This is a genomic window from Bacillus sp. FSL R5-0659 (assembly GCF_038008785.1).
GTDB lineage: Bacteria > Bacillota > Bacilli > Bacillales > Bacillaceae > Bacillus > Bacillus safensis.
In genome coordinates, this window is the sequence record NZ_JBBOZU010000001.1 from 2,926,074 (window position 1) to 2,942,547 (window position 16,474).

Here is a 16,474-nt window from a genome sequence, read left to right on the forward strand (position 1 = left end):
ATCATTGTTCTGATAAATTTCTTTATTTTCATCAAAAAACTGTGAGAATTTCATCATTTTTCTTTAGGCCTAAATTAGCCAATGCATTTTTGTTCCTATCATGTTACGATAAAAAATGAAATTGAGAATCATTATCAAGGAAAAATGAATAGGAGAGAACTTTTGTGAAAAAACGAACTGGATTTCTTTTGATTTCTTTATCGATTCTTATGATCTTTACAGCCGCTTGCGGCAGCACTTCAAATAAACAATCTGCAGCGAAAAAGAATGACATGATGACATATCAGGATGCAAAAGGTGAAGTGAAGCTTCCGAAAAATCCGAAACGAATAGTGCTTCTTGCAGAAAGCTATTACGGGGACCTCGTCACACTCGGCAAAACTCCGGTTGCTACAACATCACCCATCTTTAAAAACCCTTTTTATAAAGGGAAAACAGATGGAGTGGAAAATCTCGGAAGGACCCCATCGGTCGAAAAAGTAGCCGCTTCGAAGCCAGATATGATTATTGCTTGGGGGGAAGATGAGAAGTTTGATCAATACAAAAAAATCGCCCCAACTGTAGCGGTAAAATACAATCAATATTCTTTCAAAGACCAGCTAAAAGAATTCGGTAAAATGACAGGTACACCAAAAAAAGCAACAGAATGGATCACAAAATGGGATACCAAAATTGCTGAGGTGAAACCAAAGGTAACCAAAGCTGTTGGCAGCAAAACGGTCTCGATCGTATCGCCATTTGATAAAGGCATTTATATCTTCGGAAACACCTTTGCCCGCGGGGGCGAAATCATTTATGACGAGCTGAAATTAAAAGCACCGAAGGCTGTCAAAAAAGAAGCGATCGACAGCGGTGTTGGCTATGCGAATATTTCTCTTGAGAAGTTGCCAGAATTCGCAGGCGACTATATTTTCACAGGTCCATGGAGCGGCTCAAAAAGTAAAGGTGACCAAGTGTATCAAAGCAGCATTTGGACATCACTTCCTGCCGTCAAAAATAAACATGTATTCGAAATAGATCCAGTCGGTTTCTTCTTTAATGACCCAGTGTCACTAGAAGGTCAGCTAGAGTTTATTGTGGATCGATTGACATCTGCATCATAAAAAAACGTTTCTCCAGAGATGGAGAAACGTCTTCCTTATACCGTTCCTTTGGCAAATCCTTTTGACATGAATGGATAAAGCAAAATACCTACTAAGAATAGACCGATTCCAAGACCAAAGGTTTTCAAGTCGGCTGTTCCTGAAATAATGACCCAAGCTGAATACCCCATGGCAACAAGTGCAATGATGCCGTCTCTCGTTCGATTTCCTTTTTGAAGCTCATACGTGTCACCTTGCATAATGACCTTAAAGCTGTAGATGGAAGACACAATATACGGAATAAGATACGCAAGTGTCGCTGATGTAGTTAAAAAGGTAAAAGCTTCATTAATCGTACGTGACATCACAGAGAAGATAAACAGCTGTGACATAATATTTGTAACAGTCAAAGCGAAAGCAGGGCTTCCTTTTTTGTTTGTTTTTGCAAATACTGCTGGAAAATCACCAGCCTTTGCTGCTTGATACGGTACTTCTGAACCAAGTAAAATCCACCCAAGCATCGAACCAAACAAGCAAATAATCGCCAGCAGAGCCATGACAATTCCGCCAGCTGGCCCAATAATAAGCTGAAGCACGTCTACGAATGGTTTGTCAGAGCCTTGCAATTGATCGTGCGGTAGAACGCCCATTGTAATCAACGTGATAATCATGTAGATCGAAAGTGCGATTAAAAGACCTGTAATGGTCGCACGCTTCACATCACGCTGTGAGGATGCTCTTCCTGATAAAATGACAGCTGATTCAATTCCAATAAATGCCCATAGTGTGGAAATAGCCGCATGATGAATTTGACCTCCAAGGCCAAGCACTCCTTCGCTGCCTGTTTCAACCGGGAAGTAGTAATGTTCAAATAATGCCGTTTGAAATGCAAATAATCCCGCAACAATAAAAAGGACAAATCCAAGCACCTTTGAAAAGGTCGTAATAAAATTCAATTTACTAGCAGCACTTAAGCTTGTAATTAAAATGGTATGTGTTCCCCATAGAAGAAGGGTACATACGATAAACGTCATGAGCTGACCAAGCGTGACCGATTCTTTTCCAAAGGTAAAAACTTCAGTCTTCACGGTGAGAATCGGGAAAAAAGTCGTTAAATAACCAGCAAGACTTGTAATAATTGCGACATTACTAATCCAGCTTGCCACCCAATATCCCCAAACCATTGTAAATCCAGCCGCTTTCCCTTTTTTCGGATCTTTAAAAAGCGCCCTTGCATAACTTTGTGGTCCAGCCGTCAGCTGCGGCTTATGAATGGACAAATGCCCAAATACAAGCGCAATCATCAGCACACCGCCGCCTGTGACAAGCCATGCCATCGTCACACCTAAAGGACTTGCGTGCTGGGCAAGCGTACTTGGCAGCATAAAGATGCCTGAACCTACCATATTTCCGACGACAAAAGCCGTCAATAACCAAAAACCCCATTTTTTTGTCTGTTCCATTTCCGTACCTCCGTTTTATTCACTTTGGACCAGACCCGGCAGTATCTTCATTGATATATTTGTGAAGCAATGACTTGCATTCTTTATGTTCATAATGGATTACTTTTTAACAGCATACCCTTATTTTTGTGACTCAGAACATAAAAAAAAGCCTGAACAAAAGTCCATGCTTTTCAAAACATACACCTTGATCTCCGGATAGCCCTCCACGCTTCAAAGACGTGGCAGTCCTGCATTTATTCAATGCAGACCCAGCATAAAGAAAGTTGGAGCTCTCTCTACACTTCGGCGCTGATGCCTTTTTTCTCATGATCTACGATTCCATCTCTCCTATGAGTGACTCATCATCCGCGCAACCTCTACCTCACTGAGACATAGCGTGAGGATTTCTATTCATTTTTACTACACGAAGGTTATCAAACATTCTCACATCTGTCAAAGGGAAAAACATAGAAAAAAGGCAGAGAACTGTTTCTCTGCCCTATACCTTGCTTATTGATCGTTGTTTTTCTTCTTTTGTACAGCTTCCTGAAGCGGATCGCCTGCTAGCTCTTTACTTGCTTCCTCTAACAGTTGATCTACCTGCTGATGGTTTTTCTCACTTTTCGCTTTTTTATCCTTTTGGAAAAATGACATCGCTGTTTCCTCCCTTTTCATATAATGCGGTTGCCTGTTTAATTTGTGCTACAGCGCTCAGCATTATACAAGGGAAGAGGCTCAATCATCATGAAAGGTCTGTCTCATTTTTTGCAGGTACGACAGAAAGGTTTTTAAATCATCCTTTGTGAAGTCTGACATCATATGCTGAATTACCTTTCCGAAAAGACGTGTATGCTTTTCATAAATGGCCATTCCTTTTTCCGTGACTTCTAAACGGACAAGTGATGAATCGTCCTTGTCCCGTTCTCTTTGAATATAACCCTGCTCACATAATTTATTGAGTGCAATAGAGGCTGCACCAGGGTTTAAAGAGAGTCTTTGCTTCAGCTCTTCGGCATGTGATACTTTGCCTTGTATCAAAATAGAAAGAGCATATATCTGTGGGGGCGTGATGTCTTTCTCTAACTCAAGTAACTTGCGGTTTAATTTACGGCTGACTTCATAATGTACAAGAACAATTTCTTTTAAAATGTCTGCATTACCCATCCGAATCGCATCCTTATCGTTAGTATCAACATGACTTCCCCCTTATTATAGAATGTTTTTCCATTCAGCCAACCCTTTTGGCCTCTTTTTCTTTAGAAATAAGCCTTGCTGAATGAATCTACCCTTGATATAGTGAGTACTTGAACTAAAGATAGAACAGGAGTACGCATCATGACAGGAAAAACACACATCATGGGCGGAATTGCCGCCTCCACAGCCGTTGCCTACTATTATGGATTCGACCCAGTGAAGATGGCTGCTGCTGGATCAGCAGGTGCTCTGATCCCTGATCTTTGCCATACAAAAAGTAAAATCGGCAGAAAATTCCCGCTGCTCTCGACACTGATCAGCAGTGTGTTCGGTCATCGCACGTTTACACACAGTTTATTATTTTTGCTGATCATTTATTTTCTAGCAACAACATACATTCCAAATGACAGCTTAAGTATCGGTTTACTAGTCGGGATGGCAAGCCATCTCATTCTGGATGCAGGAACAGTGAATGGGATTAAATTTTTATTTCCGGCTTCCATTAAAGTGCGTCTTCCCTTCTATGTCAAAACAGGCAGCACAGGAGAACAAGTCGTACTAGCTGCTCTCACCGTCGTTACCTGCTATTACATCGCTGTCCTCTGCGGCATCTCCATCCCATTCTAATGAATCAGAAAGAGTTTTCCGAAAAACACAGGATATGAATTGATCATTCCTCATTTTTTTAGTAGGTTTAAGATAAGTGTTTTTGCCTTGCAGCTGAATACAGAATGGTGAGGAGCTACATAAATGAAAGCGTTTTTCAAAAATCACTGGTTTTTAGTGTACTCCATCCTCTTCATGTGGATGAAAACATACATCATTTATCAATTCGGATTTCACATACGAACGGCCAATCTGTTTCATGAATGGCTGCTTTTGATCAATCCACTTAGCTTTTTGCTCCCTTTGTTTGGGATTGCTCTTTTTTTAAATGAAAAGAAGCAAAAGGTATTTTTATTAACCGCAAATTTGATTTTGACGGCGATTCTCATATCGAATACGATCTTTTATGGATTTTATATTGATTTCATTACAATCCCTGTATTATTCCAAGCGAAAAACATGGGAGATATGGGCAGCAGTATGACAGAATTATTTCACCCGCTGTTTTTACTGATGCTCATTGATTTCGTGGTGCTGGCGTGGCTTTTAAAGCGCAAACCTTTACCGCCAAAAGCCTCCTTTAAAACGATCAAAACATATTATGCGGTGTGCTGCAGCTTTCTATTGTTTCATGTCAGTTCAGCCATGATGGATCACCCTCGCTTTCTGACAAGCTCTTATGATCGAGAAGTGATTGTACGAAACCTTGGGCTGTTCCAGTTCCACCTATATGACGGGGCTGCCCAAACAGCGCGTATTGGACAAAAAGCCTTTGCAGATGAAGATACACTTTCAACCGTAGCAAACTACACAAAGGCTGATTACAGTGCACCAAACGAAGAGTACTTTGGACTTGCTAAAGGTAAGAACGTTGTGTTCATTTCACTCGAATCAACACAGCAATTTGTCGTTGATCAAAAGGTAAATGGACAATACATCACCCCCTTTTTAAATCAACTCGCTAAAAAGAGTTTTTATTTTGATGAATTTTATCAGCAGACTGAGCAAGGAAAGACATCGGATTCAGAGTTTATTGTCGCAAATTCCCTCTACCCATCTAGCAGCGGCGCAGTCTTTTTCACAGCGAGTGACAACGAATACGACACGTTATACAAGCAGTTGAAAAAAGAGAACTATCAATCCGTCCAATTCCATGCGAATAATAAAACGTTTTGGAATCGTGATGTCATGTATGAATCGTTTGGGATTGACCGTTTTTATGATGTCGATTCGTATCAGGTCAATGAACAGAATTCAACTGGCTGGGGCTTAAAGGATATTGACTTCTTTGACCAATCCATTGATTATTTAAAAAAGTTGAAGGCGCCTTATTACAGCACGTTTATTACCTTGACCAATCACTTTCCATTTGAAATCGATCCAAAGGATCAATTGATTGATGAATATGATTCGTCCAGCACCATTTTAAACCGCTATGTGACGACCGTCCGCTATCAGGATGAAGCCATTAAGACATTTTTTGACCGCATGAAAGAAGAAGGACTGTATGACAATACGATGTTTGTCCTCATGGGGGATCACTATGGTATCTCCGAGGCACACCACCAGGCAATGGCAGAGCTGCTCAAAAAAGATGAAATCACACCGTTTGATGCTGTGAAATTGCAGCGGGTGCCCTTTTTAATTTACATTCCGGGGGTCACAGATCAAGCACCGCAGACAATTTCTGAAACAGCTGGGCAAATCGACGTGAAACCGACACTCCTGCACTTACTCGGTATTGAAACGAAGGATGCCATTCAATTTGGCAATGACTTATTTTCAAACGAACGGACGCCTTTTGCTGTTTTGAGAAACGGGAACTTTATTACAGATGATTATCTCTATACAAAGAACACCTGCTATGATCAAAAAACAAAAGAACCTGTTGAACAGGATGAGGTGTGTCAGCCTTATATCGAAAAAGCCAATAAAGAACTTTCCTTATCAGACAAAGTGATCAATGGGAATTTGCTGCGTTTTTATCAGCATTAAAAAGTCGCCATCTGGCGGCTTTTTCTTTTCTCTTTTTACTGAAAGCCTATGAATGGTCAAATAAGTTTGCTTATAATAAAGAATACATATGATATTGAATAATAAGAGGTGTGAACATGAAGTATGCGTTCTTCGCCTTCATCGCCATCTGCTTGCTCCTGAGCGGGTGTCAAACAGAGATGAAGTCATCGGATACAAGCAAAAAAACAGAGCTTGTCATTTCAGCAGCGGCAAGTCTTCAGGATGCACTAAAGGAAATTGAATCCGCCTTTAATGATGAGCACCCGAATGTGACATTAACAAATAATTTCGGGTCATCCGGCGCATTGAAGCAGCAAATCGCGCAAGGGGCAAAAGCGGATCTCTTTTTCTCAGCAGCTGAAGCGCCCTTTGATGAGCTTGTGCAATCTGGAGATATCGATCAACATTTTATCAAGGATGCCATCCAAAATGAGCTTGTACTCATTGTGCCAAATGATCATTCTTCCTCTCTTAAAAGCTTTCAAGACGCCCAGCACATAAAAGGGAAGATTGCTCTTGGCACACCAGAATCCGTTCCTGCTGGTAAATACGGCAAAGAGATTTTCACAAAGCTGAACATCTGGGATCAAGTGAAAAAGAACGCTGTATACGGCAAGGATGTGCGGCAAGTTTTAAGCTACGTAGAAACAGGAAATGTGGAAGCTGGTGTTGTGTATAAGACAGATGCCCTCGTTTCCAAAAAAGTAAAGATTGCGGCTGAAGCCAATCAGGACATGCACTCCCCGATCATTTACCCAGTTGGAATCGTCAAAGGGACAGAACATGTAGAGGAAGCCAAGTCCTTTTTTCAATTTCTTCAATCAGAAACAGCCAAATCAATTTTTAAAAAGTACGGCTTTCAAGTGAATTAATGCCTATGATGACTGAAGAATTTCTATCTCCTATTTGGCTGTCCGTTCAGGTTGCTTTTGTGAGCGGGCTGCTTGCCACTGTTTTTGGCACAACGATTGGCTTTTGGATGGCACGAAGCTCGTTTAAAGGAAAAATGATTGTGGAAACGCTGTTGATGCTTCCGCTTGTCCTCCCACCAACGGTTGTAGGTTTTTTATTGCTCGTCATATTCGGAAGGCATAGCATGATCGGGGGCGCGATTGAATGGATCTTTCACCAGCCGATCATTTTCACATGGTGGGCGGCAGTTATTGCATCAACAGTTGTGGCATTCCCGCTTATGTATCAATCTGCAAAGGCTGGATTTTCTACGATTGAGTCAGACATTGAAGGGGCTGCAAAAGTAGATGGTGCTCATTCATTTCAAGTCTTTGCCTATATTACAGTACCACTTGCCCTGCCTTCCCTCTTATCAGGCAGCATCCTCAGCTTTGCCAGAGCCCTTGGAGAATTTGGGGCGACCTTAATGTTTGCCGGCAACATCCCAGGAAAAACGCAAACACTCCCAACCGCTATCTATGTGGCGATTGATTCCGGACGAATGGAGCTTGCTTGGGCGTGGACAATTTGTATTGTGATCCTATCTTTTATCATGCTGTTGGCTGTGCGCCGAAGCAGTACGTAAAAAATCCCCTTTCTCACATGAGAAAGAGGATTTTTTTATTTATTCAAACCCAACCGTCATCGTCTCTGGATTCGAGCCGACGCGTTCGTTATTGTTTAATGCATCGATTTTTTCCATGTCTTCTTTAGAAAGCTCAAAGTCAAAGATGTCTGCATTTTGTTTAATACGTTCTTCATTGATTGATTTAGGAATTGTCACGACACCGCTTTGCAGATCCCAGCGCAAGATGACTTGAGCAACAGATTTGTTGTAGCGTGCAGCAATGTCTTTCAAAACGTCATGATCTAATAGCTTCCCTTGCATCAGCGGAGACCATGCCTCAATTTGAATGCCTTTTTCCTTTGCATATTGACGCAGTTCAACAAGTGTCAGTTTCGGGTGAAACTCCACTTGGTTCACAGCTGGAACAACCTCAGCATCTTTTAACAGCTCTTCTAAATGCTGAATATAGAAGTTGCTGACTCCAATGGCTCTGACTTTCCCGTCTTTATAAAGCTTCTCAAGTGCGCGCCATGTGTCTTTAAATGTATCTGCTTTTGGTCCAGGCCAATGAATCAAATAGAGGTCTAAGTAATCAAGACCTAATCGGTTTAAGCTTGCGTCAAACGCCTCAAGCGCTTTATCATAGCCTTGATCTGTGTTCCATACTTTAGACGTAATGAATAAATCTTCTCGTTTCACACCAGATTCTTTAATCGCTTTTCCTACGCCTGTCTCATTTTTATAAACAGCTGCCGTATCAATGCTGCGATATCCGTTCCGTATGGCTGCTTTTACGGCATCTACCACTTGATTGCCGTCCTCCACTTTGAATACACCTAAACCAAACCAAGGCATTTCGACTCCGTTATTCAGTGTTACGGTATCATTCAAGCTTTTGACCATTTTAACAACCACCTTTTTTATAGATTCCATCTCTTTCATTATCTCATGTTGCGCTTCAAAACTCTATTATCAGGCGTTTCTCTTCGCTTCGATAGCTAAGAGCAGCGCACCTGTCATGCCAGCCTTGTCCTCAAGTTTAGGGGAGACAATGTATGTATCAAGCGGCGGCAGGTCCACATAATCATTGACATAAGCAGCTAGCTTCTCTCGAATGAGTGGGAAAAGCTGCTTTTGCTTCATGACGCCTCCGCCCATGATGATGCGCTCTGGGCTTAAAATGAGCGAGTATTGCATAAGCGCCTGCGCTAAATAATCCGCTTCAAGTGCCCAAACCGCTTCATCCTGCGTCAACTCTTTGGCAGGTTTCCCCCACCTTTTCTCAATCGCTGGTCCAGCTGCCAGTCCTTCTAAGCAATTTCCATGTGTCGGGCAGACACCTGCAAATGGGTCAGATTCATGCTGCCTGACAAGGATATGCCCCATCTCAGGATGTGAATGACCGTGTAGAAGCTCATTTTTCACAACAGCCCCCGCACCAATGCCTGTCCCGACCGTGATATACAAACAGCTGCTTAGCCCTTTGGCTGCCCCTTTTGTTAATTCACCTAGTGCTGCGGCATTGACATCGGTTGTAAAAGATACGGGGACACCTAATTGCTTCTCAAGCTCAGGAATGAACGGGTATTGCTTCCACTCCACTTTCGGTGTGTTCATGATATAGCCGTATGAAGGATCGTCCTGTTGAACACAAATGGGTCCAAAGGAGCCAACCCCTAATGCTGCAATGTCATGCTGCTTCAAAAATGGAATGATCTTTTGTATTGTTTGATCCGGGTGCTCTGTCGGAATCGTCATTTCCTCTAAGATGTCTCCATGCTCATTACCGATTGCACAACAAAATTTTGTACCCCCAGCTTCAATTGCTCCATAATAGGCCATCATTGATCTCCCCCTGCTCGTTCTCTTTCTTCATCATAAAACACGGGGGAGAAGATGACAACATCACGTATTGGTAAGCAGAACAGCTTCCATGTCATTGATATACTCTCTTAAATGATGGGCAATATCACGGTTGATCTCACCATCTTCATATAAGGTTTGTATTTCATTTCGAATCGTCTGTACAGCTTGGAAGTTAAGCTCTTTTTTCTTCCGGTCAAATGAACGGTCTTTTTGCTGGAAGAAGCTTGGACCGTGTTCACATCGGAAAATGACTTGGTTGTAAAAACCAATGACTTGATGACACGTTTGCTGGTTTTCATCTGTCATATGCTGTTTGATCGAGTCTACCGCAGCTTCAGCCGTTTTCTTACGGATTTGTTTATACGAGTCCTCTTTTTCTAAAATACCGCTTGAAATGTGCTGATTCGGCCGCCATAATTGCAGCCATTGAAGCAAACGCAGAAACTTCACTTTTGAAAAACGAATTTTGAAGGAGTTTGAATACAGCATTTCCAGCTCATGAAATCTCTCTTGCAGCTCATAAGCTTCTTCCTTGTCAATTTTCTCTTCATCAATTAATTGTTGAAGTTTCATCTGTTCTGCTTTGATACCGTGCAGTCTGATTTTCCGCTCTTGTCTTCTCATCCCGAATTGGTATGGTTCACGCTGGATATTTCTCAGCTTCATTCGGTAATCATTGATGAGTGCAAGGGATACTTCCCTGTTGTCCTCATTCATCCCTTCTTTTAACGTTTTAATAGCACTTCTGAGCAGCTTCCGTTTTGCATGCTGAATCTTTGTATCCAAGTCCACGTCGACCTGCTTGTCTTTTTTCTCAGATAAAAGAGGCAGTAACACACTAGCTAAAATGAGTGTACATAGGATCACGCCTGCTGCGAGGAAAATAATCAAGTGCCGCTCAGGAAATGGTGATCCGTCCGCAAGCGTAAATGGTATTGAAAAGGCACCTGCTAATGTCACAGCCCCGCGGACACCAGAGAATGTCATCAGCATCGAGGCGCGAAACTTCGGCTTTTTCACATTTTGCTTTTTTGTTGCACTCCATTTTCCTGCCCAGAACAGCCATACCCATAAGAACCGCAGCACCATGAGACACAGTGTAATAATTAAGATGTAACCAATCACCTGCATGTTGTTAAAGGATTCATCTTGGAAAATGACTGTAGAAACATCCGGAATCTGCAATCCAAGTAAGACGAAAACAAGTCCGTTTAAAATAAATAAAATAATATTCCATGTGTTTGATGAAGCAATTTGCAGTTTGGCTAAATTCGCTTCCATTCGATCTTGCTCAATGGCATGCGTCACACCACCGGCCACAACGGCTAAAATTCCGGATACACCAATTTCTTCTGCTGCTAAATAAATCACAAATGGTGTAAGGATTTGCAGGATGATATGCATCGTGACATCGTCCATTCCTAAACGGCGGAGAAAATAGCGAAAACGAATGATAAAGAAGGATAGAATAAATCCAGTTAATAAACCACCTGCGGCAATGAGGACAAAGCTAAAGGATGCCTGAGCAATTGAAAAGGCTCCCGTCACTGTTGCGGCAATGGCAAATTTAAAGGCGACAAGTCCTGATGCATCGTTCATCAGCCCTTCGCCTTCCAGCAGTCTCATGATGCCCTTTGGCATATTCACACGGCTGGATAAAGCACTTACTGCCACGACATCTGTCGGTGATAAAATCGCTGCAAGCGCAAATGCGGCTGGAAGCGGTATGCTTGGAATCATCCAATGAATGGTATATCCCGCTACAATCACGGTCGCAAACACTAAACCAAGTGCTAAAAGAAGAATAGGTGCTCTTAATTTCCAAAGCTCGTCCCTTGGGGTACGCTTCCCGTCATTAAATAACAGCGGCGCAATAAATAGAACGAAGAAGAGTTCAGGATTTAAAGAAATATGTAAACCTGAAGGAAAAGCTGCCACCAATATTCCTAAGCCCACTTGAATTAACGGAACAGGAATAAAGGGGACAAAACGATTGATAATATTAGATGCTGCAATGAGTGCCAGTAGTACGAGCACTGCCAAAAAAATCTCCACTAGTACATGTCCCTCCTATGTATATTTTTCGTCAAGTTTTGCTTACATGCAAAGATGTGTTCATTTCATCCATCCGTCCGATCAGAAGTGCTTCTTTAGTATTCCGCAAAAAGTGAAACCAACACATAACAATCCATCTAGGCAAAAAAAGGCTGAATCCAGATATTCAGCCTGCTGACAAAATTTTCATCATATGTATTGTTCAAATGATGAACAATAGACCTACTTTTATTTTACACGAAAACTCCAACATCTGCTGACAATCAGCTCTTATTAAACACAAAAAAAGAGCGAAATCGCCCTTTTTTCGTTTCACCCTTTATTTAAAAAATAAGACCTGGCAGGAAGACGCCATTTGAATAAGTAGGAACAAACCCTGCATACGACGAGGATGACAAACAGCAGATATAAAGCTAGCTCGCCTTGCGCTAAGCCGAGTCCGACGAATAAGCCGCCAAAAGCTGCCCATACGGCGTAAATTTCTGCTTTTAGCACAAGCGGCTTTCGTCCTGCTAATAAATCACGTACAATTCCGCCGCCGCTTCCAGTCAAAATGGCTGCCACAATGACCGCACTGAGCGGGAGTTCTCTTTGCACAGCAAATAGTGCGCCTTGAATCGCAAACGCTGCTAAACCGATCGCATCCGAGAAATTTCCCCAAGTGCTCCAGTGTTTGAGCAAAAGCTTTGGAAAAAGAAACACAATCGTAATAGATACAAGGGCAATCGTAAACATTTTGCCCTGTGACCATAAAGCAGACACCGGAAGACCAATTAATAGATTCCGAATCGCTCCACCGCCAAATGCTGTTACAATCCCTAAAATGTACACACCAAGAATATCGTACTCTTCCTCCATTGCCACAATCGCACCACTAATGGCGAATGCGACAATGCCAATGATACTTAAGACTTCCCATGCCATTTTCCGCTTATCTCCTTACCATTATCTAATCATCTAATACTACTCCCTTAATGTATATCTGACACAGGCGAAAAGCAATACAAATTTTCTTTAAATTTTATCTTTTTGCAAAAATAAAAAATAGCCCGCTTTAGTAGCAGGCTATCTCTTTCAATCTTCTTTTGCATTTAACAGCAGCATACTAATGATGATGAGAATAAATGCAATAAGGGCTAGTAGTGGAATCGTGATAAAACCAAACCAGTTCAAATAATCAACAGAACAAGGAATACCGCTCAGGCAAGGGCGAATCGATGCAAAGCCAGGTATCTTTTGTTCCATATAATGATAAATAGAAAAACAAGCGCCTATCACAGCCAAAGGCAGGACATAATATTTTATTTTGACATCGCCTCTGAATGTCGCAATTCCAAGTAAAAGCACAAGCGGGTACATGAAAATGCGCTGAAACCAGCACATATCGCATGGGATAAACTTTTTTACTTCACTTAAATACAGGCTGCTCATCGTCGCAACGATAGAGACGATCCAAGCACTGTATAAGTAAACAAGCTTATTCTTCATGATTTTTTCCCTTTGAGCTCTTGATCAATTAATTCTTTGATTTCATCATAGTCATAAAAGTTTTGGACTTGTTTATTGTTAATGAAAAGAGTTGGTGTTGCATTCACTTTATATTGGTTCACAAGCTGATCGTCTGTGTTCAGCTGCGGCTGATATGTTTTCTTCGATAGGTTATCTTTAAGCTTGTCCGTATCTACTTTTGTTGTCTTTTTCGCTAGCTCCGTCAGCTTAGCAGGCGTGACCCATTCTGCTTCACTATCTGGCTGTGCTTGATAGACAGCTTCATGAAATGCCCAAAAGTTTTTCGGATCTTCCTTCCACACTTCTTCAGAAGCTAGTGCTGCTAATACAGCGCCATCTCCATGAACAGGAAGTGGCAAGTTAATAAACGAAAATGATACATCGCCTTTATCTATGTAGTCCGCTTTCAGTTTTGGGAAAATGTCTGTTTCAAATGATTTACATGAAGGACATTTATAATCCCCAAACTCGACAATTTGCACGGCTGCGTTTTTATCTCCCATGACAGGCTGTCCTTTAATAGAAGGCTTACTGTCAACCGTTTGTGCTTCTTTGCTGTTGTTGTTCCCAATGACGACGAATAATCCGATGAGAAGAGCTGCGATAATGGTTAAAATAACAGCAAATTTAATGGATGAAGATTGATTATTTTTTTTACTCACATAAGCACCTACCTTATCTTTTTCATTCCTTCAAAAGAAAAAGGATAATAGCTTAGAATAATGCCATTATCCAACTTCTTCTATTTTAACAAGAGGGGATTCATTATGAAAGATGGTATTAATGAATTTTTCCTTACAATTTTATTTCATCACCCTCATGGCATTTAAAACAGCTAGTACGGTCACACCGACATCCGAGAAGACGGCTTCCCACATGGTCGCAATACCAAATGCACCGAGTAATAGGAAAACCCCTTTAACCCCAAGAGCAAATGCAATGTTCTGCCAGACAATCCTTCTTGTTCGTTTAGCGACAGCGATGGCTTCTGCAACTTTTGACGGCTGGTCTGTCATAATGACGATATCAGCCGCTTCTACCGCTGCATCTGAACCAAGTCCGCCCATCGCAATACCTATGTCTGCTCTTGCTAATACCGGTGTATCATTAATGCCATCCCCAACAAATAATAATTTTTCTTGAGGCGCTTTTTTCTGATCAATTTCTTCTAATTTTGTTACTTTATCCTGCGGTAATAATTCTGCATGTACTTCATCTATGCCAATTTGCTGGGCGACCGCTGTTCCGACTTGTTTGGCATCACCAGTCAGCATGACAGTTTGAATGCCAGACGCTTTTAGAGCGGAGACAGCTTCAATTGCATCATCCTTTAATTCATCTGCAATCAAGATCGATCCGGCAAACTCACCGTTAATCGCCATGTACACAACCGTTCCGCTTCGTTTTTCTTTTTCATATGAAATGCCTTCTCGTTCCATCAAACGGTGATTTCCCGCTAAGACTTGTGAACCACTGATGGTCGCTTTAATTCCATGTCCTGCAATATCCTCATATGCTTCAATCTGGCTTTCATCAAGCGGCGAACCATATGCTGCTTTAATTGATTCAGCAATCGGATGTGAAGAATGAGCTTCTGCTAAAGCTGCAAAAGAAAGCAGCTCCTCTTCTGACCACTTTTCACTAGTTGTCACGATATTGGTCACTGTAAAGTTTCCTTTTGTGAGTGTGCCCGTCTTATCAAATACAGCATAGCTCACAGAGTTCAGTGCTTCTAAATAGTTACTGCCTTTTACAAGGATGCCTCGTTTAGAAGCTGCCCCAATTCCCCCGAAGAATCCTAATGGGATGGACACGACAAGCGCACATGGACATGAAATAACAAGGAAAACAAGTGCTCGGTAAACCCAGTCAGACAATTGTGCTGATGGAATGAGAAGCGGCGGCACAAAGGCAAGCAGTAATGCCAATACAACAACAGCCGGTGTGTAGTATTTTGCAAACTTTGTGATAAAGTTTTCTGTCTGCGCTTTTCGGCTGCTCGCATTCTCAACCAAGTCTAAAATTTTCGTCACTGCCGATTCGCTAAGTCCTTTTTGTACTTCAATTTCAAGAATCCCGTTTTGATTCACAAATCCTGCAAGAACTTCCTTCCCTGCTTCTACATCCCGCGGCACTGACTCCCCTGTTAATGCGGAGGTATCCACGAGTGAAAAGCCTTCAATGACGAGGCCATCGAGTGGAATTTTTTCGCCCGGTTTCACGACGATACGATCACCGACTTTTACTTCTTCCGGCTTCACTTTTTTCGTTTCATTTCCTACTTTGAGATTCGCATATTCAGGGCGAATATTCATTAATTCACTAATGGATCGTCTTGAACGATTCACTGCTGCCCCTTGGAACAGCTCTCCAATTTGGTAAAACAGCATCACTGCCAGTGCCTCTGGATATTGCTGAATCACAAAAGCGCCAGCTGTTGCAATGGTCATTAAGAAGTTCTCATCAAATACTTGGCCGCGCACGATATTTTTCAGCGCTTTAAAAACAACATCACCGCCGACTAGTAAATAGGCTGCGAAAAACGTGATGAATTTTAGTAAGCCATCTTCTGGTATGAAATAAGCCGCTGTTCCAATGACTGCACCGCCAATTAATTTCAGCACAATCGCTTTTAAATTCTTTGTCCCATGATCATGATCGTGATGATGGCCTTCTTCTTTTGGTGATACACTCACATGAGGTTCGATGGACTGAACCGTTTTTTCAATACGCTTTGACATCGTTTCTTGCTTATCTGCATGTGTGACAGTCAATGTCCCTGTCGCAAAATTAACGGAACAAGCTTCAACGCCATCCATTTTGCTGACACCTGTTTCAATTTTACGTGCACAGTTTCCACAATCAAGACCGTTTAATACGTATTCATCCTTCATTTTTTTCATGTTCTCACCTTTTTTCTATATGATAAGTAACGTTCCCTGGATCGATTAAACCTATTAAAAATCAAAAACTTTATATATGAGCATATATTCATATATTGGATTACCTTTATTATATGAGGAGTTCTTGTCTTCTGTCAATCATTTATGAAGAAATAATTGGTTTTTTTGTGTCCGATTCTGTCATACGGATTTTCAATAAACCAAGCTCATGTCCCCTGCTCCCCGCATAACATAAAAACGATCGTTTTCAGTTTTTCTCTTTACAAAAGAAGGACAGAC

Annotated in this window: 15 protein-coding genes and 1 riboswitch; of the genes, 5 read left to right on the plus strand and 10 right to left on the minus strand. The window is 41.6% G+C overall.

Features of this window, described 5'->3' with window-relative positions; genetic code table 11:
- Positions 1–164 precede the first annotated feature (164 nt).
- Positions 165–1,103, plus strand: a complete 939-nt coding sequence (locus tag NSQ72_RS15140; protein ID WP_039181380.1) for an iron-hydroxamate ABC transporter substrate-binding protein — start codon at positions 165–167, stop codon at positions 1,101–1,103.
- 35 nt (positions 1,104–1,138) lie between these two features.
- Here NSQ72_RS15140 and NSQ72_RS15145 read toward each other — a convergent pair whose 3' ends face one another.
- The 3 genes from NSQ72_RS15145 to NSQ72_RS15155 form a co-directional block, all read right to left on the minus strand.
- A complete protein-coding gene (locus tag NSQ72_RS15145; protein ID WP_047202396.1) occupies positions 1,139–2,545 on the minus strand; it encodes an amino acid permease in 1,407 nt (468 codons plus the stop codon).
- Positions 2,546–2,736: 191 nt separating this feature from the next.
- Positions 2,737–2,915: riboswitch (Lysine riboswitch) on the minus strand.
- A gap of 122 nt (positions 2,916–3,037) precedes the next feature.
- Entirely contained in the window at positions 3,038–3,181 is a 144-nt protein-coding gene (gene sspJ / locus NSQ72_RS15150; protein ID WP_041088277.1) for a small acid-soluble spore protein SspJ, read from the minus strand.
- An 81-nt stretch (positions 3,182–3,262) separates the two neighbouring features.
- Positions 3,263–3,691: a MarR family winged helix-turn-helix transcriptional regulator gene (locus NSQ72_RS15155; protein ID WP_024423455.1), complete on the minus strand. Its 429-nt coding sequence runs from the start codon at positions 3,689–3,691 to the stop codon at positions 3,263–3,265.
- Positions 3,692–3,862: 171 nt separating this feature from the next.
- On the opposite strand from NSQ72_RS15155, the gene NSQ72_RS15160 reads away from it, so the two are divergent.
- The 4 genes from NSQ72_RS15160 to modB all read left to right on the plus strand — a co-directional run bounded on the left by NSQ72_RS15160 (position 3,863) and on the right by modB (position 7,880).
- Positions 3,863–4,348 (plus strand): metal-dependent hydrolase, encoded by a 486-nt coding sequence (locus NSQ72_RS15160; protein ID WP_341084457.1) that lies wholly within the window; start codon positions 3,863–3,865, stop codon positions 4,346–4,348.
- A gap of 123 nt (positions 4,349–4,471) precedes the next feature.
- Positions 4,472–6,322: an LTA synthase family protein gene (locus NSQ72_RS15165; protein ID WP_341084458.1), complete on the plus strand. Its 1,851-nt coding sequence runs from the start codon at positions 4,472–4,474 to the stop codon at positions 6,320–6,322.
- A 116-nt stretch (positions 6,323–6,438) separates the two neighbouring features.
- Positions 6,439–7,215 carry a molybdate ABC transporter substrate-binding protein gene (gene modA / locus NSQ72_RS15170; RefSeq protein ID WP_341084460.1) on the plus strand — a complete coding sequence of 259 codons (777 nt, stop codon included), beginning with the start codon at positions 6,439–6,441 and terminating at the stop codon, positions 7,213–7,215.
- Complete coding sequence (gene modB, locus NSQ72_RS15175; protein WP_099663698.1) at positions 7,215–7,880, plus strand: molybdate ABC transporter permease subunit; 666 nt, start codon at positions 7,215–7,217, stop codon at positions 7,878–7,880. The genes modA and modB overlap by 1 nt, the downstream gene beginning before the upstream one ends.
- A gap of 39 nt (positions 7,881–7,919) precedes the next feature.
- Here modB and NSQ72_RS15180 read toward each other — a convergent pair whose 3' ends face one another.
- The 7 genes from NSQ72_RS15180 to NSQ72_RS15210 form a co-directional block, all read right to left on the minus strand.
- Positions 7,920–8,765 carry an aldo/keto reductase gene (locus NSQ72_RS15180; protein WP_341084462.1) on the minus strand — a complete coding sequence of 282 codons (846 nt, stop codon included), beginning with the start codon at positions 8,763–8,765 and terminating at the stop codon, positions 7,920–7,922.
- Between the two features lie 69 nt (positions 8,766–8,834).
- Positions 8,835–9,704, minus strand: coding sequence for an ROK family protein (locus NSQ72_RS15185; protein ID WP_341085042.1), 870 nt, complete (start codon positions 9,702–9,704; stop codon positions 8,835–8,837).
- Positions 9,705–9,767: 63 nt separating this feature from the next.
- Positions 9,768–11,783: a Na+/H+ antiporter gene (locus NSQ72_RS15190; protein WP_341084464.1), complete on the minus strand. Its 2,016-nt coding sequence runs from the start codon at positions 11,781–11,783 to the stop codon at positions 9,768–9,770.
- A 312-nt stretch (positions 11,784–12,095) separates the two neighbouring features.
- Positions 12,096–12,707 carry a trimeric intracellular cation channel family protein gene (locus NSQ72_RS15195; RefSeq protein WP_144494133.1) on the minus strand — a complete coding sequence of 204 codons (612 nt, stop codon included), beginning with the start codon at positions 12,705–12,707 and terminating at the stop codon, positions 12,096–12,098.
- A 150-nt stretch (positions 12,708–12,857) separates the two neighbouring features.
- Positions 12,858–13,271, minus strand: coding sequence for a disulfide oxidoreductase (locus tag NSQ72_RS15200; RefSeq protein WP_047202387.1), 414 nt, complete (start codon positions 13,269–13,271; stop codon positions 12,858–12,860).
- Entirely contained in the window at positions 13,268–13,954 is a 687-nt protein-coding gene (locus NSQ72_RS15205; RefSeq protein WP_058838164.1) for a DsbA family protein, read from the minus strand. The genes NSQ72_RS15200 and NSQ72_RS15205 overlap by 4 nt, the downstream gene beginning before the upstream one ends.
- A 141-nt stretch (positions 13,955–14,095) precedes the next feature.
- Positions 14,096–16,195, minus strand: coding sequence for a heavy metal translocating P-type ATPase (locus NSQ72_RS15210; RefSeq protein WP_073979015.1), 2,100 nt, complete (start codon positions 16,193–16,195; stop codon positions 14,096–14,098).
- Between the last annotated feature and the right edge of the window lie 279 nt (positions 16,196–16,474).